Annotated in this window: 19 protein-coding genes; 8 read left to right on the top strand and 11 right to left on the bottom strand. The window is 54.3% G+C overall.

The window, feature by feature from the left end:
• Positions 1-12 precede the first annotated feature (12 nt).
• Entirely contained in the window at positions 13-444 is a 432-nt protein-coding gene (locus K1V27_RS04595) for an archease (protein ID WP_258928372.1), read from the top strand.
• A gap of 3 nt (positions 445-447) precedes the next feature.
• Here the strand turns inward: K1V27_RS04595 and K1V27_RS04600 are convergent, their stop codons facing one another.
• From K1V27_RS04600 to K1V27_RS04610, 3 genes are all read right to left on the bottom strand, one after another.
• Positions 448-603, bottom strand: a complete 156-nt coding sequence (locus K1V27_RS04600) for a hypothetical protein (protein ID WP_258928373.1) — start codon at positions 601-603, stop codon at positions 448-450.
• Positions 604-668: 65 nt separating this feature from the next.
• On the bottom strand, positions 669-2,756 hold the full coding sequence (locus K1V27_RS04605) for a TonB-dependent receptor domain-containing protein (RefSeq protein ID WP_258928374.1): 2,088 nt from the start codon (positions 2,754-2,756) through the stop codon (positions 669-671).
• A gap of 232 nt (positions 2,757-2,988) precedes the next feature.
• Positions 2,989-3,492: a nitrous oxide reductase accessory protein NosL gene (locus K1V27_RS04610; RefSeq protein WP_258928375.1), complete on the bottom strand. Its 504-nt coding sequence runs from the start codon at positions 3,490-3,492 to the stop codon at positions 2,989-2,991.
• 316 nt (positions 3,493-3,808) lie between these two features.
• Between K1V27_RS04610 and K1V27_RS04615 the strand changes: the two genes are divergently transcribed.
• Both K1V27_RS04615 and K1V27_RS04620 read left to right on the top strand, forming a co-directional pair.
• A complete protein-coding gene (locus K1V27_RS04615) occupies positions 3,809-5,992 on the top strand; it encodes a cache domain-containing protein (RefSeq protein WP_258928377.1) in 2,184 nt (727 codons plus the stop codon).
• Positions 5,989-6,642 carry a response regulator gene (locus K1V27_RS04620; RefSeq protein ID WP_258928378.1) on the top strand — a complete coding sequence of 218 codons (654 nt, stop codon included), beginning with the start codon at positions 5,989-5,991 and terminating at the stop codon, positions 6,640-6,642. The genes K1V27_RS04615 and K1V27_RS04620 overlap by 4 nt, the downstream gene beginning before the upstream one ends.
• A gap of 155 nt (positions 6,643-6,797) precedes the next feature.
• On the opposite strand, the gene K1V27_RS04625 is transcribed toward K1V27_RS04620, so the two are convergent.
• The 4 genes from K1V27_RS04625 to mutY all read right to left on the bottom strand — a co-directional run bounded on the left by K1V27_RS04625 (position 6,798) and on the right by mutY (position 9,961).
• On the bottom strand, positions 6,798-7,352 hold the full coding sequence (locus K1V27_RS04625; protein ID WP_258928380.1) for a lipocalin family protein: 555 nt from the start codon (positions 7,350-7,352) through the stop codon (positions 6,798-6,800).
• A gap of 24 nt (positions 7,353-7,376) precedes the next feature.
• Complete coding sequence (locus K1V27_RS04630) at positions 7,377-7,523, bottom strand: hypothetical protein (protein ID WP_258928382.1); 147 nt, start codon at positions 7,521-7,523, stop codon at positions 7,377-7,379.
• 64 nt (positions 7,524-7,587) lie between these two features.
• On the bottom strand, positions 7,588-8,787 hold the full coding sequence (locus tag K1V27_RS04635) for a ChaN family lipoprotein (RefSeq protein ID WP_258928383.1): 1,200 nt from the start codon (positions 8,785-8,787) through the stop codon (positions 7,588-7,590).
• 64 nt (positions 8,788-8,851) lie between these two features.
• A complete protein-coding gene (mutY, locus tag K1V27_RS04640) occupies positions 8,852-9,961 on the bottom strand; it encodes an A/G-specific adenine glycosylase (RefSeq protein ID WP_258928384.1) in 1,110 nt (369 codons plus the stop codon).
• A gap of 369 nt (positions 9,962-10,330) precedes the next feature.
• Between mutY and K1V27_RS04645 the strand changes: the two genes are divergently transcribed.
• The 5 genes from K1V27_RS04645 (at position 10,331) to shc (ending at position 17,524) form a co-directional block, all read left to right on the top strand.
• On the top strand, positions 10,331-12,418 hold the full coding sequence (locus tag K1V27_RS04645; protein WP_258928385.1) for an acetate--CoA ligase family protein: 2,088 nt from the start codon (positions 10,331-10,333) through the stop codon (positions 12,416-12,418).
• Between the two features lie 5 nt (positions 12,419-12,423).
• The gene (locus K1V27_RS04650; RefSeq protein WP_258928387.1) at positions 12,424-13,344 is read left to right on the top strand and encodes a metal ABC transporter solute-binding protein, Zn/Mn family; all 921 of its coding nucleotides are present in this window, start codon (positions 12,424-12,426) and stop codon (positions 13,342-13,344) included.
• Positions 13,345-13,352: 8 nt separating this feature from the next.
• The gene (locus tag K1V27_RS04655) at positions 13,353-14,114 is read left to right on the top strand and encodes a metal ABC transporter ATP-binding protein (protein WP_258928388.1); all 762 of its coding nucleotides are present in this window, start codon (positions 13,353-13,355) and stop codon (positions 14,112-14,114) included.
• Between the two features lie 3 nt (positions 14,115-14,117).
• On the top strand, positions 14,118-14,930 hold the full coding sequence (locus tag K1V27_RS04660; RefSeq protein WP_258928389.1) for a metal ABC transporter permease: 813 nt from the start codon (positions 14,118-14,120) through the stop codon (positions 14,928-14,930).
• Positions 14,931-15,421: 491 nt separating this feature from the next.
• Positions 15,422-17,524 carry a squalene--hopene cyclase gene (shc, locus tag K1V27_RS04665; protein ID WP_258928390.1) on the top strand — a complete coding sequence of 701 codons (2,103 nt, stop codon included), beginning with the start codon at positions 15,422-15,424 and terminating at the stop codon, positions 17,522-17,524.
• Positions 17,525-17,546: 22 nt separating this feature from the next.
• On the opposite strand, the gene panB is transcribed toward shc, so the two are convergent.
• From panB to K1V27_RS04685, 4 genes are all read right to left on the bottom strand, one after another.
• Positions 17,547-18,374 (bottom strand): 3-methyl-2-oxobutanoate hydroxymethyltransferase, encoded by an 828-nt coding sequence (gene panB / locus K1V27_RS04670; RefSeq protein ID WP_258928391.1) that lies wholly within the window; start codon positions 18,372-18,374, stop codon positions 17,547-17,549.
• 1 nt (position 18,375) lies between these two features.
• Complete coding sequence (locus K1V27_RS04675) at positions 18,376-19,311, bottom strand: ketopantoate reductase family protein (protein ID WP_258928392.1); 936 nt, start codon at positions 19,309-19,311, stop codon at positions 18,376-18,378.
• Between the two features lie 145 nt (positions 19,312-19,456).
• On the bottom strand, positions 19,457-20,563 hold the full coding sequence (gene mraY / locus K1V27_RS04680) for a phospho-N-acetylmuramoyl-pentapeptide-transferase (protein ID WP_258928393.1): 1,107 nt from the start codon (positions 20,561-20,563) through the stop codon (positions 19,457-19,459).
• Positions 20,560-22,728 carry a glycosyltransferase gene (locus tag K1V27_RS04685; RefSeq protein WP_258928394.1) on the bottom strand — a complete coding sequence of 723 codons (2,169 nt, stop codon included), beginning with the start codon at positions 22,726-22,728 and terminating at the stop codon, positions 20,560-20,562. The genes mraY and K1V27_RS04685 overlap by 4 nt, the downstream gene beginning before the upstream one ends.
• Positions 22,729-22,759: the final 31 nt, after the last annotated feature.

A 22,759-nucleotide genomic window follows, 5' to 3' on the forward strand; every position in this document is an offset into this window, starting at 1 on the left:
GTGAGGTTTGTCATGCCCTATGAATATCTGGATGAGATCGCCACAGCCGACGCCGCTTTCAAAGCCTCGGGCGATACCCTCGAAGAGATGTTTATCGCAGCCTGCGACGCCACCATGAACGTGATGGTGGGGGATTTGGAGACCATCGCTCATGAGCAGCAAAGAAGCATAAGTGTTTCTTCTGACGCGATCGATATGCTGCTTTTCGAATTGCTGCAGGAGCTCATTTACTATAAAGACGCCGAGAAACTTCTGCTGCGCGTCTGCCGGCTCAGCATCAGCCGACAGGACGAGGCGTTCATTTTGCAAGCAGATGCCCATGGCGAAGAGTTGAACATGCACAAACACGATCTGGTGGTGGATGTCAAAGCGGTTACTCTACACCGTTTCCGAGTGGAACAAACGCCGGAGGGATGGGAAGCCACAGTGATCGTGGACATCTGACGGCTAACGGGAGACTTCCAGAGTTTTGCCTTCGAGCAGGTCCGGCGCTGCCTTGCGGGTCAGATCGTACCAGCTTTCATTAGCGTCTGCCACGGCAAATTGACAGGTGGCCCTGATGTTGGCGCAATAGATTTCATTAGCCAGGGCTGCGGCATTCATTGCTGCTCCCCCAGAATCTGCCGGTTGAAAACGGACCGGGAATTTCAGCAGTTCCCCACCGGCTTTCAAAACTCATAGCGAGCCGCCGCGAAAAAGCTGATGCCGGGAGCCGGGATTTCTTCTCCGGCGACCAGATCTCCCACGCTAAAGACGGCTTCGCGGGTTAGATGCTCGCTGTATTCGGTATTGAACAGGTTATCGATACCCGCAATCAATTTTAATCCCTTGACCGGTTTTAACCCGCCGTAGAGATGAAAAACTGCAAAGGCGGCCGTTTCATCCTCTGGAAAACTCTCATCCACGTAGTGCTGGCTCGCCGCAAAGCGTCCTCCAAACTCAACCCACCAGGGAACTTTCTTGCCATACTCGGCGCGTACCGCCGCTCTCACTTCAAGCGGAGGGATTTCTGGAAGATCTTTGCCTTCAGTTGTGTTTCTACCTCTCACATAAGCAAGGCTGACCGGCAGGCTCCAGTGCTTGAAAGCTCGCAGGATAACAGCCAGCTCGCCGCCATAGAGTTGCGCATCGACGTTCTTGAAACCGCGCACCGGCAGGTTGCCAAGCGTGCCGATTTGGGTCGGCAGGATGTAGTCACTGACCCAGTCGTAGAAGAGTGACAACTGAAAAAGCCCCCAAGGCTTTGCCCAATTGACTCCCCAGTCCAGTTCGTACTTGATTTCCGGATCAAGGGTGGGGTTGCCGAGTGTGTAACCGCCCGGCGCCGGCGAAAACGCGTAATATCGCTCCGTTGAATTGGCAGGCCTGGAGATCACTCCACCCCCGACAAACACAGTGAGCTCTTCTATCATTTGCCATTCCAGCAACAGGTTTCCGGAGCCCAGCAGCTCGCTGCGGTCGACATCGGCCGCAGCGGGTCCATAATACTTGACGAACTGTTCACGGATGGTTGAGGCAGTGGTGCCAGCCATAATGGTATCGTCGACGGCATTGGCTTCGCTGCGGGCGCCGTCAATTCGACCTCCTGCGCGCAGATGCCAGTCGTTTGCCAGATCGATGTGCAATTCAGAAAATCCTCCCATATTCCACTGGGTAATATCAGGCCAGATGTGGTCAATGAAGGTCTTCCCACTGGCTACGACAAATCGATTGCGCATGCCGTCGCGCTCCAGGTTGTAGTAGTCGAGACCGGTGGTTAGAAGAATGGACGGCGTGAGTCTCCAGTCCTGAAGGGTGCGGCCGGCATACGAATCGGAACTGGTGGTGGCCACTGCTTCCAAGGTGCTTCGATTCGGCTTATTACGGTTGCTCATCCGATGATCGAGCAAAGAAAACCCGCCGTCCACCTGCAACCTCTCGAGGGTTTTGCCGGCAAAGTCCATCCGGTAGGTGGTGTTATAAATCCATGTGGTGGTCTTTTCACTGTCCATGGGAACAGAAGGAAATTCGATGCCGTTATCGCGTACAAAAATTATCCCATTGGACCAGCGATGATCATCCCTTGGCTTGAATCCCAGAGAAACCGCACCACCCACTTCTTCCTGGTCTGCAGGAACAGTTTTTCCGTCGGCCGATTCATAGTCTCCATAATCGATACCGTTAACGGTCCCGTAGACATCTACCCACTTGTTCCCCCCCTTGAACCCCGCACTTCCCAAAAAGCCATTGCGGGCGCCATTGTAGGTGGAGGTAACCCAGCCTCCCAATTGCGGCGGTGCCTCCGGGCTGCGCTTGTAATCGGTGGAAACCATCACCCGCCCAGCCGTTCCTCCCGGTCCAAGCGTGACGGAGGGAATCCCTTTGATGACTTCAGCATCCTGGAAATTTTCCGGTTGCAGATAGGTCACCGGAGGGTCCATCCGGGCGGGGCAGCCGCCATAAATGGGAACAAAACCGACCTGCGTTTGCACTCTTTCCCAGCCCAGTCCACGGATGACGGGTTCGGTAGCACTCGCTCCCCGCCGCACGGCGCTCACCCCGGGCACCGCTTCAAGCACCTCTCCCATATTGACGTATGTTCCAAAATCCAAAGCGTTCTTGGTGATCTTCTCCTTCAGGGGTTCCTCAATTGGGGGTGCAGTGATGACGATTTCTTTGAATATCATCTCTTTCAACGCCTCCTGACTGTGCTGCCCATAGACCGCCGATGCCGGAATAAGGATGAAAACCCAGAGTACCATCCAAGCCCTTGTCATTTGTTAATCCTCCTGTGGTGGACGAGTAGGTGTTCCGGGGGAGAGTAATGGAGGTTTAGCTATGATTCTATGCTGGAAAGCCTGATTCGGAAGCGGGCAATGCCCGAAAAATTCTTTCGTATTCCCTGACGCAATCGTTCACCGCGGAGATCTCAGAGGACGCAGAAAAGCATGCGTATGCTCGGAGTAAACTGCTGTTTCCTGAAACGAAATTGAGCAGGCGACGGTGCTCTCATTGAGCGTGCATTTTTCTCAATTTGCGCTTATTGCGAATCATCTTGGAATCGGCGTACATGTCTTCGTAGGTAGCTTTCAGCGCTTCATCAAAAGTGACCAGACTGCCACCGTTTCTATGCATAAACCGGCGCGCGTGCCGTTCCTTTGCAAAGCACCACTTGGCTCTCTTGGTCATCACGCCGTGAAGGGTTCCGCCAAGAATCCAGTAGGCAGTCTCTGCTTCGATGAGTTGTTTGGTATTGTAGTCCGCTGCCAGTATGGATTGGGGCGTTTTGTCTATGTTTAGCGCCAGGTCGACGGCCACGCAGTGCAGGCTGCATGCGCCAAACTCGGTGCCGTCTTTATAGATAACCAGCATTCTGCTGTGAGCGTACTGCTGGCGGTCCATGTTGCAATACTTGCATGTCCCGTGTTGTTGAATGTCCGTGAAATCCTGTGCAAAAGCCGACACTGCAGCAAGCACCAGGAATATGCATGGCAGGCCATATGATTTCTTCATTAACATCTTTTTCTTGTCGTTCACGGATTGGTCCTTTTGGTCCTTGGAGGTAGTTTGTTTTCGGCCGTTCTTGTGGAATTGAGATATATTGCCAATCATCGTGTTGCGTTCTTGCATGAAGCATTTTTGATTTTAACACACAAAATTGAATGGAAACATTTGCTAAAATGACCTATTGCAGTTTTTGGGCAGAGGCTACGATGGCGAGAGCGGAAATCCGGGGATGGGTCGGCATTGTGAGTAGTTTTGTTCGGTGCCTTTGGGCGCTCTTCGTTGGGCTGACAGGAGCCGTAACGGCAGGGGCACGGCATTCCCCATGAAAAAGTTGCCGTTGACAAGCCTTCGCTCGCGTTTGGCGTCGCTCATTTTACTGACCCTGCTCCCGCTGCTTGGTCTGACGATCTATACCTACCTGTCGGAGAAGAATCAGGTGGTTGCCCACATCCGGCAGGATGTCTTGCGCATCGCCCAGTTTGCTGCGAGGGACCAGGAACAGCTCATTGAAAGAACAAGACAGCTGCTTCTTGCCCTCTCCAAGTTGCCCGAGATCGTCGGCACGGACAGCACAGCCTGCCGCAATATGTTATCCGATATCCTGGAAGAATACCCACGTTACACGAACCTTGGCGTCATCAGACCGGATGGGCAATTGTTCTGCAGTGCTGACGGACGGCCTCGTGAGGCCAGTCTGGTGGACCAATCCTGGTTTCGGCACAGCCTCAAGACCAAAGACTTTGCCCTCGGTCCCACGCCGGAAGAAGGGACGTTCGATATCTGTTATCCAACGGTCGATGATGCCGGCCATATCCAGGCTGTATTGTTTGCATCAGTGGCCATGGATCAGCTCCATCAGTTCAGCTATCAGGTGCGGTTACCGGCGCATGCAGAGTTTCTCATGATTTCCCGAAACGGCACTGTTTTGGCGCATTTTCCCGAGCATGACCGGTGGGCAGGCAGATCGGCGGGCGATACAGCCATCATAGAGCAGATACTGGCCAAAGGCCAGGACACGGCCGAGCTTCCCGGACTGGATGGGGTGACCCGTCTTTACGCCTTCACTCCACTCTCCACCGTTGTAGACACGGGGTTCTATGTGGGTGTTGGGATTCCCCAAAGGGTTGTCTACAGCGAGGCCCAAAAAGTGCTTTTGCAGCACTTTGCGGGGCTGGGCTTAGTCATAATGGCAGCGCTCTTGGCAGTCTGGTTTGGCAGTGAAGTGCTCATCCTCAAGAGGGTGAGAGCCATGGCCGGAGCGGTTGAGCGCCTGTCGGCGGGCGATATGACGGCGCGCAGCGGGCTGCCGTACGGGGCGGGCGAATTGGATGGTTTAGCGCGTGCTTTTGACGAAATGGCTGCCGCTTTGGAGAGGCGCGCTTTCGAGTTGCGCGCCGCAGAAGGCAAATACCGCACACTGGTTGAGCAAATACCGGCCATAACCTATGCAGCCAACCCGGATCAATTGCGAACCACCTTCTATATCAGCCCGCAGGTGATTGAAATATTGGGCTTCTCGCCGGAAGAATGGATGGCGGACTCCGGTCTCTGGATGAGGCAAATTCATGCGGAGGACCTGCAATCGGTAAAAAGAATGCTTGACGATTGTTGTGCGGTCCTGCCAGGAGCGAATTTCCGCTGTGAATACCGCATTTTTTCCAAGGCCGGCCGGCAGTTGTGGCTCACCGATGAAGCAGTATGCGTGCGATCCGAGAGGGACAACGGTTATTATCTGCAGGGTATCATGATCGACATTAGTGAGCGGAAAACAGCTCAGGAACAGCTTATGAGCTATCAGCGGCAATTGCGTTCCCTGGCTTCCCAACTGCTGCTGGCGGAAGAGCGCGAGCGGCGCAGGATTGCTGCGGACCTGCACGATCACGTTGGGCAGGCTCTCGCCATATCCAGAATTAAATTGGGTATGCTCAAGGAAGCATCTCCATCGGAAGAGTATGCGACCAGGGTGGATGAAGTTCGCAAGCTCGTTGGCCAGGCGATTAAAGATACCCGCTCATTGATATTTAAAATCAGTTCCCCCATACTTTACGAGCTCGGTTTGGAAGCGGCTCTGGAATGGTTGGCGGAAGAAACCCAGAAAAAGCATGATATTCTGGTCAAATATTGGGATGATGGCAGTGCCAAGCAGCTGCAAGACGATGTCAGGGTTCTCTTGTTTCAGGCGGTGAACGAGTTGCTGGTCAACGTGGTGAAACATTCTCGTGCCCGCACGGTGGAGCTGTCCACTCGAAAGACCGGCGAACGCATTGTGGTGAATGTCGAGGACGACGGTATCGGTTTTGATTTGGCAGAGGTAGCCGCCCGCCGAAGCGCCAGCGATGGATTCGGTTTGTTCAGCATTCGCGAAAGGTTAAGTCACATTGGCGGTGATCTGGAAATCCATTCTGAGCCGGGGGGTGGAACTCGAGTGACCTTGGTGGCCAGGTTGTCCAAATTACCAGGACCGATCAATGAAGACCGGAATATGCCAGTGAGGGATGAGAAATGAGTGTCAGACTGCTGATCGCAGACGATCACAATATCGTCAGGGATGGGTTGCGCGCCTTGCTGGAGACGCAACAGAATTTGCAGGTCATAGCGGAGGCCGAGAACGGGCGCAAAGCGGTGCGTTTGGTTCGCGAGCTGTCCCCCGATGTGGTCATCATCGATGTCGGAATGCCCGGTCTAAACGGCATTGACGCCACCCGACAAATTGTTGCCGAAGCAAATGAGACCAAAGTGATTGCCTTGTCCATGCATTCCGATAGACGTTTTGTGGCTCAGATGTTCAAAGCCGGTGCAGCGGCGTATCTGCTGAAAGACTGTGCCTTTGAAGAACTTGTGCAGGCGGTCGATGTTGTCGTGGCCGGGCAAATCTATCTGAGCCCGGAGATTGCCGGAGCCGTGATCGAGGATTATGTGAGGCATATTTCCAGGACGGATTCTTCCGGGTTCAGCGTACTGACCGCCCGGGAACGCGAGGTCCTGCAGCTGCTGGCGGAGGGCAAGGCGACAAAGGAAATTGCTGCCGAGCTGTTTGTGAGTGTCAAGACCATTGAGACTCATCGGCAGCAGATCATGCACAAGCTGAAAGTCGGCAGTCTGGCGGACCTCATCAAATACGCCATTAGAGAGGGGATTACCTTTCTTGATGCTTGATAGTCGGCAATCCCTCCAATGCGGATAACGCAGGCAAACTCATGTCCTTGACGCCGGCAAGACGACATTCGTCCAACACCTGTATTACGGTACCCGTCGGGGTGTTGGTCGGAACGCTTATTAAGCCGCCTGTGTGCGGCCTGCTCTCTGTCGCTTCAAGAGGATAACTCCCCACAGGATTGATCGGTCATTTGCAGACGGGAGATGTCGTATCCTTTGGCGGCTGCGATCGCCAGCAGCTGCTGATAGATCCGGCCATCCAGGTGCGGAGTTCTGGACAGGATCCACAGGTATTTCTTTTGGGGATGGCCAACCATGGCGTATCGATAGCCTGTGTCCAAAGCGATCACCCAGTAGTCGCCCTGGAAAGGCCACTGAAACTGTACCTTGAATCGTGAATTGCTGCTGCCCGCCACAGCCCGGGCTTTACCGACGGCAACGGTCGGCTCTCCATCGGGTGACCCCTTGCGGCACGAGTTGACGACTTCAACAAAACCTTCCTTGAGCGTATATTTGGCGGTTGTGCAGTGGCAATTCCTTTGAAACCAGCTGGGAAACGAGGCGATTTCATACCACTTGCCGCAATACTTCTCCAGATCGACGGAGTCGACCGAGTGGTCCGCATATTCGCGCTGCCCAAAAAGCACGCAGCCGCCTATGAACAGGGATAAAATGGCCACCACCAGAGCAATCATGAGCTTATCTTTCATGGAATCATCCGCTCGCCAACAGTTTCATTGATGGTGATCAGTCTGCTCCCTCGCTTCCTTATCCGGGTCCGACAGTAAGAAAACATCGCCGCTTGCCATGGATCTCTCCACCACCGGCGGGATGGGAAAATAGTTGTGGATACTGACCACGGCCACTTTGGATTTTTTCACAGGAGGTGGAACCACCCAGCATCATGCTCACCTTTCTTGTAAGGTTTTTTCTCTCAAAAGAAAATCATTGCCCCATTTGAGTGATTGGGGGAAACGTTACGGGCAGTTCCAGCTCCTTGCCATTCCGTTCGATGCGCAGCCGATACTCGGTCTTTCTTTCCTGGGCAACGGCTCCGTGGATATCCTCCACGCTGTTGATGCTGCTGCCGTCGATGGCACGCAGGACGTCGCCCTTTTTTAGGCCTGCTCGGGCAGCCGCGCTGCCGGGGAGCACCTGCATCACAGAGAGCCCGTTGTCACCCGCCGAGGTATTCAACATGACCCCAAGCATGCGGGGATGTTTAAATTCTGTGGATTTCCCCGTCACCCACAGATAGTCGGCCAGGCCGGGGTCAATGGTGCGATGCGGGTGATCCGATGGGATGGGCACCACTGTTTTGTAAGGTTGCCCGATTCGTTCGAAAGTCCTTTGAGGCACGCCAAATTGATGGACGATATGCCCTTTCCCCACCAGTACGACGATTTGGTCGGAGCTCTGTAAGCTTTTCAGGGTTGCGGCTAATGTCTCTGCCATGGTTTCTTCCCATGCCAGTTGAGCCTGATAATAGGAATCGAAACCTTTGATGTTGTGCTTCAGGTGCTGCTCATATTCCTCCCTGATGTAGGCACGATGACCAGCATCGGCAAAGTTCATGTGGGTCGCAATTTGCTGCCGTTCTTCGACGGAAAGAGATGATATGCCGGTGCGAGCAATTTTTCGAACGACGTTCGGTGGTGCGTTGAGTCCCACCAATTTCAGCTGCCGTTCCCGCGCCCAGCTCAGGATGCCTCGATAGAGCTGGAAGGGATAGCCCCAAACTGCATTCCATCCAACGTCCTTCAGAAATTGTTTTTCTTCCATGGCACCTTCAGAATATCCATCCAGAACGGGCTGCACAGCTCGTGGGAACATCTCCAGTGCTACGATCAGATGAGGGTTCCTGGCATATAAGCCGGCAAGAATTTTCCTTTGAATCTGATGGTCTTCGATGCTGGTGTGGGTTTCTCCGAGATAGATCACGGTTGCCTTGGACAGGTCGTCGATGAGGGTTTCGAATGAAATCACTGTGCCTCTGCGCGTATCGACTATGTCTCCAGTCTGCAGGGCCTGCGTGGACCCCTCGATGGTGAGAGGAGGGATCGTCGTTTTTATGGTTGCACATCCTGCGGCGATGGCAAGAACCAAAAAAAGAACGGCACTTAAGTGTATATGCATTTTTGCCATAAAGGTTTCCTCTATGGGTTATGTTGGCAGGCAAGCCACCATTTGGAAACAAGGCTGAGCTTTTTCAGTAACCGTCGGTCGGCCATTTTTTCTCCGCCAATATCCCTATTAATTTCTTGTTGGCTGCCGGGAAGGGGAATTGCTCCAGTTGGTTTCGGGTCACCCAGCGCGCCTCCGATGTCGCATTCAGTGTAGGCCTTTGAGCCGGTTCCAGCAACCGGCAAAAAAAGGCATGCAGGGTCACGCGAAAGCTGGTGTAGGCGTGGCGGATGGTGATGATCCTGGTTGTACATGTGACCTTCAAACCCAGTTCCTCAAAAAATTCTCTTTCGAGGGCCTCTTCAGGCCTTTCACCCCTATTGAGCCTGCCTCCGGGAAATTCCCATAAGCCGGCCATCAGCCCATTGGTCGGACGTTTCTGGATAAGCACCTTACCCTTTTGGATAAGCACGCCTATGGCGGCTTCAATGGCTTTGATCCTTTTGGTTTGGCGAGCAACGGGTCGTTCATTGGCCACACCCCATTTGAAGCCTTGACAAAATTCGTCAATGGGGCATCCACCGCAGAGCGGTTTCTTGGGAACGCAAACCAGTGCACCCAGTTCCATAAGAGCCTGGTTGAAGCGTCTTGCCCGTCCCACGGGGATCCATTGTGCTGCCGTCGTCCAGATGAATTTCTGGTTTGATGCATCCTTTACGGGTGTGGCAATGTTGAAGAGGCGTGCAAAAACCCGCTCAATGTTTCCATCTACGGCTGGAAAGCTTTCATTATAGGCCAGGCTCATGATGGCGCCGGCTGTGTAGCGGCCGATTCCCGGAAGGCTTAGGATTTTGGGGAACTCTCTGGGGAAGTTGCCGCCAAAATACTCCAGTAAAATCTTAGCGGTTTTATGAATGTTGTGGACTCTCGAATAGTATCCCAGGCCTTCCCAGTATTTGAGCAGTTCATCCTCGAAGGCAACGGCTACCGATGGGATGTTTTCAAAACGTTCCATCCAGCGTTGATAGTAGGGCAGGACGGTTTTCACCTGGGTTTGCTGCAGCATTACTTCAGAAATCCAGACTTCGTATGGCGAGTATGCCTTCCGCCAGGGAAGATCTCTCTGGTTTGCTCCAAACCAGCGTAGCAATCGTTCTCTTAGCTCATCCTGTGGGCCTGCTTGATCCGCTTCCATTGACAATTCATCATCCTCCGCAAGGTCCTGTTGTTACAATCTAATTCTCAATATTTTAAATGCAGTATCAAGAATCAATGAATGGATCTTAACCGCCCAGTGCTGTCAAACCAAGTATCCAGTTGATCTAACCGACCGAGTTCAACTACACTAGGCCACTCATGAACAGACACTGGGAGGCTGACTGAGCATCGGCCACGTGCCCCGTTCGCCCTGTCGGCGAAATGCCGCCAAGGCGGCAGGCATCCAGCCGGAATACCGCTGTTTGGATTGCGCTGTCGGTCGCGAACGAGGATTGGTCGGAATGGTGGACCGAACACCTGCTCGGACAAGCTCCCGGGCTTTGACTTAATTTCAGAGGAGTGTTGCATGCAAGGATTTTTCCAGCCGTCTTCAGTGGTTCTCATCGGCGTGTCCCGGAAAACGGGTACGGGTGCGTACAACAATCTCGAGATGATGCTGAAATATGGATATCAGGGACGCGTCGCCCTGGTCCATCCCAAAGTCCCGGAGATTCTCGGGCACCACTGTTACCCCAATGTAGCGGCGTTACCGGAAGTTCCCGACCTGGCCGTCATATCGCTGGGGCGCGAGCGCGTTCTGCAAAGTTTCCAGGAGTGCGTCAACAAGGGCATCAGACGAGTTATTGTCATCAGCCAGGGGTTTGCGGATGCCGACGAGAGAGGACGGGAACTGCAGGAAGAATTGACTGGGCTGGCGAAAAAAAGCGGAACCAGGGTGATGGGACCCAACACCATGGGAGTGCTCAACGCCTTTACCGGCTTCAGCACGGCCTTTGTGGATATAGCCAAAGACCCTGCGCCGCCGCCTCTGACCATTGTGGTCCAGTCGGGAGTCTTTCAGGTTGGATTGGAATCCTTCACCGGCCGACTCGGTAAGGCCATCGACATCGGCAATGCGTGTGATTTGGATTTTGTCGATGCCCTCGAGTATCTCGAACACGATCCGCAAACCAAAATCATCGCCATACACATGGAAGGCATGCAGCGTGGTCGAGAATTTGTCAGGGTCGCGTCGCGGGTTGCCCGCAGCAAGCCCATCATTGTCCTCAAAACCGGGAGGAGCGTGGCTGGCGCTCGAGCTGCGCTATCCCATACCGGGTCGCTGGTGGGTGAAGACGCGGTGTTCGATGTGGCCTTCGCCAGGGCCGGCCTGATACGGGTGCGCAACATGATCGAATTGCACGCGGTCGCTCGCGCCTTTCTCCACTTTGAGCGGCTGCAGGGGTCGAAGCTGGGAGTGGTGACGGCTACCGGGGCCTGCGGGATCATGACCGCCGATGCGTGTGAGGATTATGGGCTGGAGCTGGCGCCGTTCCCTGAGGAGTTGCGTGGTCGACTGGAGATCGCTCATATCGCCTGGCACCGTCTGCATAATCCGGTGGATGTCTGGCCGCTCGGCATGGTGGGTGGATCATTCACCAATGTTTTCAAGCGTGCCGCCTGCGGTCTGCTGGAAGACGACAACGTGGATGCGGTATTGGGGATTGCCCCGGCAATGGCTTCCCCACTGCATGCGGACCTGGATATGGCGAGCGCCCTGCAGGAAATCCAGGAGGCCAACGTACGTCACAAGCCCGTGGCACTTTGGCTGTATGGGGGGGACCAGCCGGGCCGCTGTCGATCTATTGATGCCATCCCCGATGTGGCCTGCTTTGACAGCATCGATGAGGCCGTTATGGGATTGGCTGCTGTCTACCGCTATACCAGGTATCGGAGAGAAAGCGAAGCGACGCCTTTTTCTCAACCCGAATCGACTCAAGGGGCGCCATCACGAGCCCGGCTGCCGAGCGGTTTATTGGTGGGACAAGAAGCCTTCGAGGTACTCAAGGAATACCGTATTCCAGTGGCTCCGGGAGAGATGGCTACAAGCCCTGAAGAAGCGGTTTCCACGGCGACAAGAGTCGGCTATCCGGTGGTGCTTAAAATTATCTCTGCCGAGTGGTTGCACAAATCCGACCTAGGGGGAATAAGGTTGAATGTCAACGATGAGTCCCAGCTCCTCGAGTCGTATGGCGAGCTCCAGCGGCTTTTTGCCGCAGCCTCTCCCCGGGCGGCTCTCGATGGGATCCTGGTGCAACGCCAGGTGAAGGGAACGGAGCTCCTTCTTGGCATCAAGCGGGATCCTCAATTTGGATCGATTTTTGTAACGGGGATGGGGGGTATTTATACCGAAGTATTTCGAGATATTTCCCGGGGCCTGGTGCCGATCGGTTCCAAGGAGGCGGAGCAAATGCTGCAAGCGTTGCAGATTTATCCGATTCTTGCAGGGATTCGAGGTCAGCAGGGGATCGATTTTGCCGCACTGATCGACACCATGTTGGCGTTATCCAGGCTGGCTGTGGATTATCCCGAGATCGTCGAACTGGACTTGAATCCTGTCGTGGCAAGCACTGAGGGGTGTTACAGTGTTGATTGCCGAATTGTTGTGGAGTGAGCCCAATGAATATGGCAAAGTGCCTGATGGGGCTGGTTCTGTTTTTTGTTTGGTGGATGAGTGCTTTTCCCGTCTGTGCCGATGAGAGATTAAAGGTGACTGTGAGCATCGTTCCGCAGCGGTATTTCCTGGAAAAGATCGGAGGCGATCGGCTCGACATTACCGTTATGATCCCCCCTGGATCCAGTCCCCACAGCTATGAACCCAGGCCGCAACAGATGGTCGATCTCTCAAGTTCCAAGGCCTATTTTGCCATCGGAGTTCCATTTGAAGAGGTATGGCTCACCAAATTTGCGGCGATGAATCAGCAGATGCTCGTGGTACACACACAGGCGGGAATTGAGAGGCTTGCGATGCAAGCGCATACCGAGCCCGGGGAGGTGGATGAAGAGCACACCGTGGTGCCGCATGCACACACCAGCCGCACGGGTTGTTCCGGCGATGACCCGCATATCTGGCTTTCACCGCCGCTGGTGATGCTGCAAGCGCGCAATATCCTCACCGGCCTGCTGCGAGTGGATCCCGACCACAGGGCGGTTTACGATTCCAATTACCGCGATTTTATAATGCAGTTGGTCAAGCTGGACCAAAAGATCAGAAATCTGATGCAGGATGTTGGACGGCAGCGAAAATTTATGATCTTCCATCCGGCCTGGGGCTATTTTGCCGAGGCCTATGGGTTGGAGCAAATTCCGGTGGAGATCGAAGGGAAAGAACCCAAGGCCAAGGGTTTGCGGCAGCTCATAGCGTTTGCCCGCAAGAGCGGTGTGAAAACGTTGTTTGTCCAACCGCAATTCTCTTCAAGAACCGCTCAGACCATAGCCGCTGAAATAGGATGCAGGATAGTCTCTGCCGATCCCCTGGCATCCGATTGGCAGGAGAATTTGCTGAAAGTGGCAGGTGAGATCGCTGCTGAAGCAAAATAGGGGAAGCTATGCACACCTGGGCGGTGGAAATCCAAGACCTGTGGTTTTCTTACAACGATCATCAAGTGCTCCAAGAAGTCAATCTCAACATCGCGGAGAAGGCATTCCTGGCCATCCTTGGCCCTAACGGCAGTGGCAAGACAACACTTTTGAAGCTCATGCTCGGAGTGCTCAAACCGGACAGGGGCTGGGTAAGAATTTTCGGGCAAGAACCACACAAGGTGGTGCACAAAATAGGTTATGTCCCCCAGGATACCAATATCAATAAGAGTTTTCCCATTTCGGTCTTCGACGCCACGCTCATGGGGCGGTTGGGCCATGCCAAGCGTGCCCGCCGCTATTCCGCTCATGATCGGGCTATGGCCCAGAAAGCTTTGGAAACAGTGGGCATGTGGGAACAGCGGAAGCGCCACATCGGGAAATTGTCGGGTGGACAGCGCCAACGTGTCTTTATTGCACGAGCGTTGGCTGGAGATCCCGACATCTTGTTCATGGATGAACCGACGGCAAGTGTAGACCGGGAGTTTCAAACGGAGTTGTATGAGTTTTTGCGGAAGCTCAATGAAAGCGTGACAATCCTGGTCGTCAGCCACGACCTGAGTGTTCTGTCGTCCTATATCAAATCGGTGGCCTGTGTGAATCAAAAATTATTTTATCATGATGCTGCCGAAATCACATCGGAAATGCTCGACATGGCCTACCATTGTCCGGTGGAGCTTGTCGCTCACGGATTACCGCATCGTGTATTGCGCGACCACGAGGACGATTAGATCATGATCGAAGTTCTGCAGTTTGAATTCATGCGCAACGCTCTGTATGCCGGACTGCTCGCCAGCGTCGCGTGCGGCATCATCGGTACGCTGGTGGTGGTCAATCGCATTGTTTTTATTTCCGGAGGAATAGCCCACGCGGCTTACGGGGGGGTCGGCATTGCATTCTATTTCGGGCTTGCACCGTTGGTCGGGATAGGTGGATTTTCTCTGGTCATAGCGGCCATCATGGCGGCGGTTACTGTGAACAGCAGGCATCGCTCGGACACTGTCATCGGAGCGCTGTGGGCATTTGGAATGGCGCTAGGCGTGCTGCTTATCGATATCACGCCAGGATACAACGTGGATCTCATGAGTTACCTTTTCGGGAGTATTTTAACCGTGTCGAAATCGGATCTCTTGCTCATGCTGATTTTGGATTTGGTGATTCTGGCAGCGGTGATTCTCTTTTACAAGGACTTCCTGGCCATATCTTTCGACGAAGAATTCGCTACGGCCATGGGGGTGCCGGCCAAGGTGCTGCATTTCGCACTGCTGGCGATGATTGCTCTGGTTGTGGTGATGATCGTGCGGGTGGTGGGTTTGATCCTGGTGATTGCATTGCTTTCTATCCCTGCCTACATTTCCGAAAAATACAGCGAATCAATGCGTAGCATGATGATCCTTTCCATTATGTTCAGTTGTCTATTTGTTATGATGGGCCTGTGGCTCGCATATTCATTCAACATCACTTCCGGGGCTACCATCATCATGGTGGCTGCGGCTTTCTTCTTCATCCACCCTCTATTCGCGCGTTTGGCCGATAAAAAGCAATAGTATCAGGAAGTTAATCGGTTTTGCCGGGCCCTGAAGTAAGATTTAGCTTGAAGCGAAAAAAAACAGGGTTATTATACAGGCTGTTTTATTAATGGGTTGACGAAGGACCGTTTTGTTGTGTTATAGGGGCGTTGTTATTCTTATATTATTTGAGAAATTGCTGCAAATGATGTAGGCTGCCATTGTTGTGGTGATGGCACCGATGCAATATAAAAGGGGCTTTGTTTGCATTGGTGGACCCGTGGAGCGGGAACAGTCACTGAGTAACTATCTCAAAATGCATGAATGTTGTAGTGAGTCATTCCGGTAGAAGACGGAGTCCGAAATTTATTGAATTCCTGGATCCGGGGTTCCTCTCTCGAAGCATGTGAGGGGCAATCCGCACCGGAGCGACGGTAGAGAGGGATTTTGAGATAATTTTTTATGATCTTCCGTTGCGACAGACACGAGTTGGAGCGGCGAGGAGGAAAAAACTGAGTCAGGGTGACGGAATGATTTCAGGGACAGGGAAGCGAGGAAGCCAGGCTGTTTTTCTCGATGAGGCAGAGAAGCGAGAAAACGCCGGAGCGCTCCGCGGCAGTCCGAATTATGTTCCGCTGAGTCATGCTTCGGCACTTGCCGAGGAAGAGTATACAGGCCGGCAGAGAAGTCTGGATGGCGATGGGGGTGGCCGACTGAGCACCACCCAAAGTGTTTGGATTCATAAGATCGAAAGGGCCATTGAGTCATGCTGCCGGCATTTTCTGGAGAGCCAGCACGAGGAAGGTTATTGGTGTGCCGAGCTCGAATCCAACGTCACCATCACCAGCGAATATATCATGCTGCTGCATCTTTTGGGAATCGTCGATTCCGAGATGCAGGAGAGTGCCGTACGGTATCTTTATAATGAGCAATTGACGAACGGAGCCTGGGGTCTGTACTACGGGGATGAAGGCAATTTGAGCATCACCGTGGAGGCGTACTTCGCATTAAAACTGGCGGGGGAAGATCCCACCGACGCCCGCCTTCGCAAGGCCAGGGACTTTATTCTGCGACAAGGGGGGGTGGAATCGTCGCGCGTCTTCACTAAGGTGTGGCTGGCTTTGTTCGGGCAGTACGATTGGGACGAGATCCCGACGATGCCGGTAGAGCTGGTGCTTTTGCCGGAGCATTTTTATTTCAATATTTATGAATTCAGCATGTGGGCGCGGGGTACGGCGGTCCCCTTATCCATTGTCATGGCGTTGCGACCGCAATTTGATCTCCCTGCGGAAAAAACGATCCCCGAGCTTTTCGTGGGTGGCAAGCCCTCCCTGTTTCCTCCTACCACCACCATCACCTACACCCACAAAATATTCTCTCTTCTGGACCGTTTGGCAAAATTGTATGAAAAATACCCCCTTCGTTCGCTCCGCGAGCGAGCCATTCGGGCGGCAGAAGCGTGGACCTTGGAGCGTCAGGAGGAGAGCGGTGATTGGGGGGGAATCCAACCGCCGATGGTGTACTCAGTGCTGGCCTTTTACTACCTGGGGTATCCGTTAGACCACCCGGCCATAGGCAAGGGATTGAAGGCCCTCAAGAATTTTTGCCTGGAAGATGAGCGCGGTTTGCGCATGCAGTCGTGTGTGTCGCCCGTGTGGGACACGGCGCTTACTGCCCTGGCCATGCTGGATGCAGGGGTGCCTGCAGATCATCCGAGCCTGCAAAAGGTTGCCCGCTGGCTGGTCAAGAATCAGATCAAATCGGGAGGGGACTGGCAGGTAAAAAGCTGTTGCCCTCCCGGCGGGTGGGCCTTTGAATTTGTCAACACCAACTACCCGGATGTGGATGATTCGGCTGTCATTCTCTACACTTTGCATCGGCTGGACGATAGCAGGTGTGACGGGTTGGAGTGCTCCAGAGATTGCGGCATGCAATGGTGTTTGAGCATGCAGAGCAGCTGTGGAGGATGGGCGGCTTTCGATCGAGACAATACCATGATGATCTTGAATCGCATACCCTTTGCCGATCAGGAAGCCATGGTGGATTACCCCACCGCCGATGTAACGGGACGCATGCTTGAAGCAATGGGCTTTTACGGCTATGAAAAAACTCACCCGCAGGCCCAAGCGGCGCTCCGCTTTGTGCGCGGTTTGCAGGAAGAGGACGGCTGCTGGTGGGGACGCTGGGGGGTCAACTACATCTACGGGACCTGGAGTGTTCTGCGCGGATTGATCTCGATTGGGGAAGATCCCAGTGCCCCGTATATTCAGAGGGCCTTACAATGGCTGAAAGACCGCCAGAATCCCGATGGAGGCTGGGGCGAAACTTGCGAGACGTATGCCAGGCCGGAGCTCAGAGGGCAGGGGCACAGCACCGCGTCTCAAACCGCATGGGCCGTCATGGGGCTGTTGGCGGGAGGAGAAGGGGAGAGTCCTGCGGTGCAGCGCGGAATCCAGTATTTACTGCGGACCCAGAAGGCGGATGGAACCTGGGACGAACCCTATTTTACCGGAACCGGCTTTCCCAACCACTTCTACATCCGCTACCATAACTACCGCAATTGTTTTCCCTTGATGGCCCTCGGCCAGTATTTGCGAACCCTGCGCGGCACCTACAGGATAGGTGCGCGCTAACCGCAAATTCCCTCGCGGTAAATCACAGCTTATCCGTCTCTTTTGCGTCGAAGGTGAAGGTATGCTCAGGACCAGGAAAAGCTCCCGTCTCCACTTCCTGACGATAGCATGTCAGCGCTTCCTCGATTGTTGCGCTCAGCCGTGCATATTGTTTCACGAATTTGGGCACGAATCGGTCAAAAAGCCCTAATACGTCGTGTATCACCAGTACCTGTCCATCACACTCTCTCCCGGCTCCAATGCCGATGGTGGGAACCGGAACTGCCTCGGTGATACGGGCGGCGATGGCGGCCGGAATGGCTTCCAACACAATGCTGAAACAGCCGGCGGCGGCCAGCTCCTGGGCGTCTTCAATGAGAATCTTGGCCGCTTCCGCGGTCTTCCCCTGGACCTTGAATCCGCCCAATTGAGCCGCACTCTGGGGTGTCAAACCAAGGTGCCCTTGCACCGGAATTCCCGCAGCCACCATGGCGCTCACCTGGGGAAGAACCCGTGTGCCCCCTTCAAGCTTAACCGCCTGCGCGTGCGCCTCCTTTAAAAAGCGACCGGCATTCAGCACCGCCTGCTCGATGCTTGCCTGATAGGAAAGAAAGGGCATATCGCCGATCACCAGCGCTCTTTGCACAGCGCGACTGACTGCCTTGGTGTGGTGGATCATCTCTTCCATGCCGACTGCCAGGGTGTCTTCATGGCCCAATACGACCATTGCCAGCGAGTCCCCAACCAGCACCATATCCATGCCGCTGCGGTCAACCCAGCGCGCTGTAGGAAAATCATAGGCGGTCAGCATGGTGAGCTTGCGTTTGCCTTTGGCAGCAACAATATCCGGGACGGTAACACGTTTGTTCATATCAGTTCGCCTCCTTTATCAGGTAAGTGGCTTCCAGGGTATGCACGAGGCGGGCAAGGGACTGATTGACGGGGGTTGCAATCCCCGCCTCTTGTCCGAAGCGCACCACCGCTCCGTTGATGGCGTCGATTTCAGTGCGTTTTTTGCGGTCTACGTCCTGCCGCATGGAAGAACGATTGGTAGCGGTAGCTTTGGCCACGGCCAGCACACGTTCGAAAATGTCCACATCGATGGCGAACCCTCTAGCGCGTGCGACGTCAAACGCCTCCTGAACGGCAGACTGGGAAAGGTGCCTGGCAGGTTCGAGCTCTGCAACCAGCCCATTAGTGATTCCGGTAAGAGCTGTGATGGCATTGATGCCCACGTTGATCAGCAGTTTTTCCCAAATAAGCCGCTGCATGGCATCGCTGGCATGGGCTTCCATCTCAGCCTGGCGGAAAACATCCACAATGCGGTGAACCCGTGGTGAAAGTCGGCCGTTGATCTCTCCGACATGAGTCTGGCCGTTGCCCCCGTGGCGAATCATCCCCGGCTCCAGCATGGTGGCTCCCTGCGCCGTGGAGCCCGCCAAAACCGATTCCTCGCCAACCATTTGCGATATGCTTTCCCAATTACCAATGCCGTTTTGGAGGGTCAGGAAAACCGTCGAAGCGCAGCAGCAATCCATTACACTGTGAACCGCCGCGACCGTGTCGTAGCTCTTGACGGTTACAATAACAATGTCCGGTTTTTCTGAAATGGTGTGCGGATGGTCATGAGCCGGAAGATAATAGCGGCTGGTGCTGCCGTCCAGCTCTTCCACCAGAAGGCCCCTTTGCTGGATCGACGCGACGTGCTCGCGGTCGGTGGTGAGCAGGAGCACTTGACCATTCGTTCTGGAAAGCCTGGCGCCGATCAGACTTCCCAGAGCTCCCGCCCCTAAGATAAGAATGCGCATCTTTCTTTCCCGTTTTTCACTGGTCCGCTTGTGGCAGGATCACAGCAAAGCAAAATCATAGCGGTTTGTGGGATGATCAGCGGCGGCATTAAGATGAATCCTGTAACTTCCGACTTCCCCGCCCGGCCATGCCGGTGAAGGACAGTCAGCGCAACTTCAATGTGGCGAGTGAAATCAGCGCCAAAATACCGGACACGATCCACAGGCGAATGACCACTTTGGTTTCCGCAATGCCGATGTGCTGCAAATTGTGGTGCAGCGGAGCTCGGTAGAACAGGCGGCGACCCAGCCACTGCACCCCGATTTTGTCCTGTATCTGACTGGTGAGCGCCTCGGCAATGAAAAGTCCGCCCAGCAAAGGGAAAAGCATCTCCTGCTTGAGCAGGACAGAGAGTACCGACATGGTTCCGCCAATGGCCAGGGAGCCCGTGTCGCCCATAAAAATCTGCGCCGGATATGCATTATACCAGAGAAAGCCCAATCCCGCACCGGCAAATGCGGCGGCAAAAATGGTGAGTTCGCCGGCTCCACGCAGATAGGGGTAATACAAGTAGGCCGAATAAATCTTGTTGCCTTCGACGTAGGCAAAAATTGCCAGAACCGTCACCACAAACAACGACGGGGTAATGGCCAGCCCGTCCAGCCCGTCGGTTATATTGACGGCATTGGAGACGAAAATGACGAACAGGAAGATGAATGCCCCATACAGGTATGGCCCCAAATCAATTAGAGGATACTTGTAGAAGGGAACATACAACTGGGTGGCGAGCGTTCCCAGGGGCGCATAGGTTCCCACACAGACCCACGCAAAACCAATTCCAAAAAGGCTCTGCAATATAAGCTTGGTGCGCTCGGACATGCCTTTATCGCCGCTGTGACGCCTGACCTTGGCGTAATCATCCCAGAAACCGATCAAGCCGAACCAGATCATTCCCGCCAGCGAACAGAGCAAAAAAGGATTGTGCCAATTTCCCCAGATCATCATAGAGCTCAGCACCGCGCCAATGATCAGCAGCCCACCCATGGTAGGGGTGCCGCTCTTATCAAAAGCTGAATGGGTGCCGGTTTCGCGCACTTGATCCCAGAATGAACGACGATGCATGCAAAGAATGAACGGGCGACTGAACAGAAAGACGAATATTACGGATGTGAGAGCGGCCATGATGGAGCGAAAAGTGATGTAATTGACCAGCCGGCAGAAAGAAAATCTTTCCGAAAGCTCCATGAGAAGGTTGCAGAGTTCGTAGATCATCGGGGTTTCCTTGCCAATGCATCAGGCAGAAGCGCAGGGCTTTGCACCGGGCCCTCTTCAACCGCCCCCTCGCGGCAGCAATCCTGTATGGTCCGGTAGGTGGCCTTAATGGAAAAATGCGGACTGAAATCCGTCGCAGTGAGCACGAAAGTACCCACCTGCGATAACAGTTCTTCAGAAGGAGCGATCACTCGGCGCTCCATGAGGCGCTTGATGCCCCTCAGTGCCGCGTCGCGCACCTGCCAGAGCAAGTCTTCCTTGAGCGCCATAAGAGCTTCGACGGCGCGCCCATCGGTTCCCACCTCACCCACGGCTCTGGCTGCTTCCGCTTTGACCTCGAAGGACTTGTCCTGGAGGCAAGCCAAGAGAGCTTGCAGCCATTGTTCTTTGCCGGCAAGCAGGAATCCGAAATGCGCCGCCGCTCGGCAAGCTTGAGCGCGAACCTCGAAATACGGATCGGCTATGGCCATCAGCAGGCTTTGTTCGATTTCGGCGTTGAACCGATTCAATACCTGCAAGGCCTGTACAACATTCCTGCGGATGAATCCCACTTGTTTGAAATCCCCGCCGAACAGCCGTTTGACTAATGCAGCAGGTTGCCGGTCCGTCAACATGAGCAACAGTGCGGGAATCTTTTCCTCGTATCGTGTCAGTCCCACGAGTTTGACTCCCAGGTTGCGATCCTGCCAGGCTTCGTGGGTCAGCAGGGCGGCGGCCCGATGGCGATAGTAGATGAGGTCGTCTTCATCGCCCACCGCCCGCACCGGGTCAAAATCCCCGGGGGATGCCTGGTAGGTCGCGCTCAGCAGGTGCAGCAGACGGTGATTGTTCATCAGCGGTTTGAACGGAATGGAATGAAAGCCGGTCCCATTGTTGTAATTTTGATCTTCAAAAAGCTCACTCAAGATGCGCTCGTTGGATCGCCGCCTCAAAAACAGCAGACTCTTGGCCGCCATTTCCCGCAGTCGATCCGGATCGTTGAGCAGTCTTAATATTCGCTCTGCCAATGCGCTGCCGTCAACCCTTTCCAGCACCTCGTTGCCTTCCACCACAGTATCCTCGAAGAGAATCTCTGTTGCTCCCGAGTGCTTCATTGCCCGCGCATTCATCACCTGATGATCGCCGGGGAGGTTGGCCTTGGGGATGAGCAAAGAGGGTTTTCCCAGGTGTGAAATTTCGTTCAGGCTGCCGGCGCCACTGCGGCACACGACCAGATCGCTGACCGAATACACGTCTGCAATGTTGTGGAAATAATCTTTGCGGTAATAGAAGGTCTCGATAAGATCTCTTTCCTCCCGGCTGTACTGGGCTTTGAGTCGATTCTCAGTATCTCGTTCGGCATGATAGTCCGACGATTTGTTGAGGCCCATGCCATGAATGATGAACAATCGCTCCCGGTGTGGAATGAAGTGGCGCAGAGCGTCAACGATGGCCCTGTTGATGGTGCGTGCTCCCTGTGACCCACCGAATACGAACACTACCTGTCTTTTCTCTGGGATTGTGAATGCAAGCTGTTCAAGGGCTTCTTCTTTGGGTTTGGTCACGATGGAATGGCGTACTGGGTAGCCCACAACAACGCCGTTTTTGGGAAAGAAGGAGAGGGTCTGCGGAAACGTCAGCAGGATCCTGTCCGACCAACGGCCGAGAAAAGCGTTCAACTGGCCTGGAATACTGTTTTGTTCGTGTACGAAAATCTTGGTCGGGGAAAGTCTCAGGGCGCGCAGCAGAAGAGTGGCGCAGATGATCGGGGCGCTCACATATCCTCCGGTGGCTATCACCCAGCGAGGGGCGAAACCAAGCAGGATGACAATCGACTGGCATATGCCCAGGGACAAACGGCAAAGAAACCGCAAGGAAGCGGGGGACGGCCTGAGCCCGGGGAAGCCCTCCGAGGACACGAACCGCAGCGGATACCCGGCACGTCTGACAATCACTGCTTCCGCTTTGCCTCGCACTCCGACATACAGAAAGCGAGTACCGGGTTCCCGTTGCTTTATCCCTTCGGCAATAGCCAGGGCAGGGTTGACGTGGCCGCCGGTGCCGCCGCCTGTCAAAAGGACTCTTAGCTCACGCCCTGCCAGCAAATGCCATCGATAGGCGGCCGGCAGAAAAACTAGCAGTAGAAGTGAAATGATGAGGAGAGCGGCTATGCTTAAATAATTCACCAAAATCAACTCGAGTTAAGGTTGCATTGTC

Source organism: Desulfoferrobacter suflitae (assembly GCF_022603395.1).
GTDB classification, from domain to species: domain Bacteria; phylum Desulfobacterota; class Syntrophobacteria; order Syntrophobacterales; family Syntrophobacteraceae; genus Desulfoferrobacter; species Desulfoferrobacter suflitae.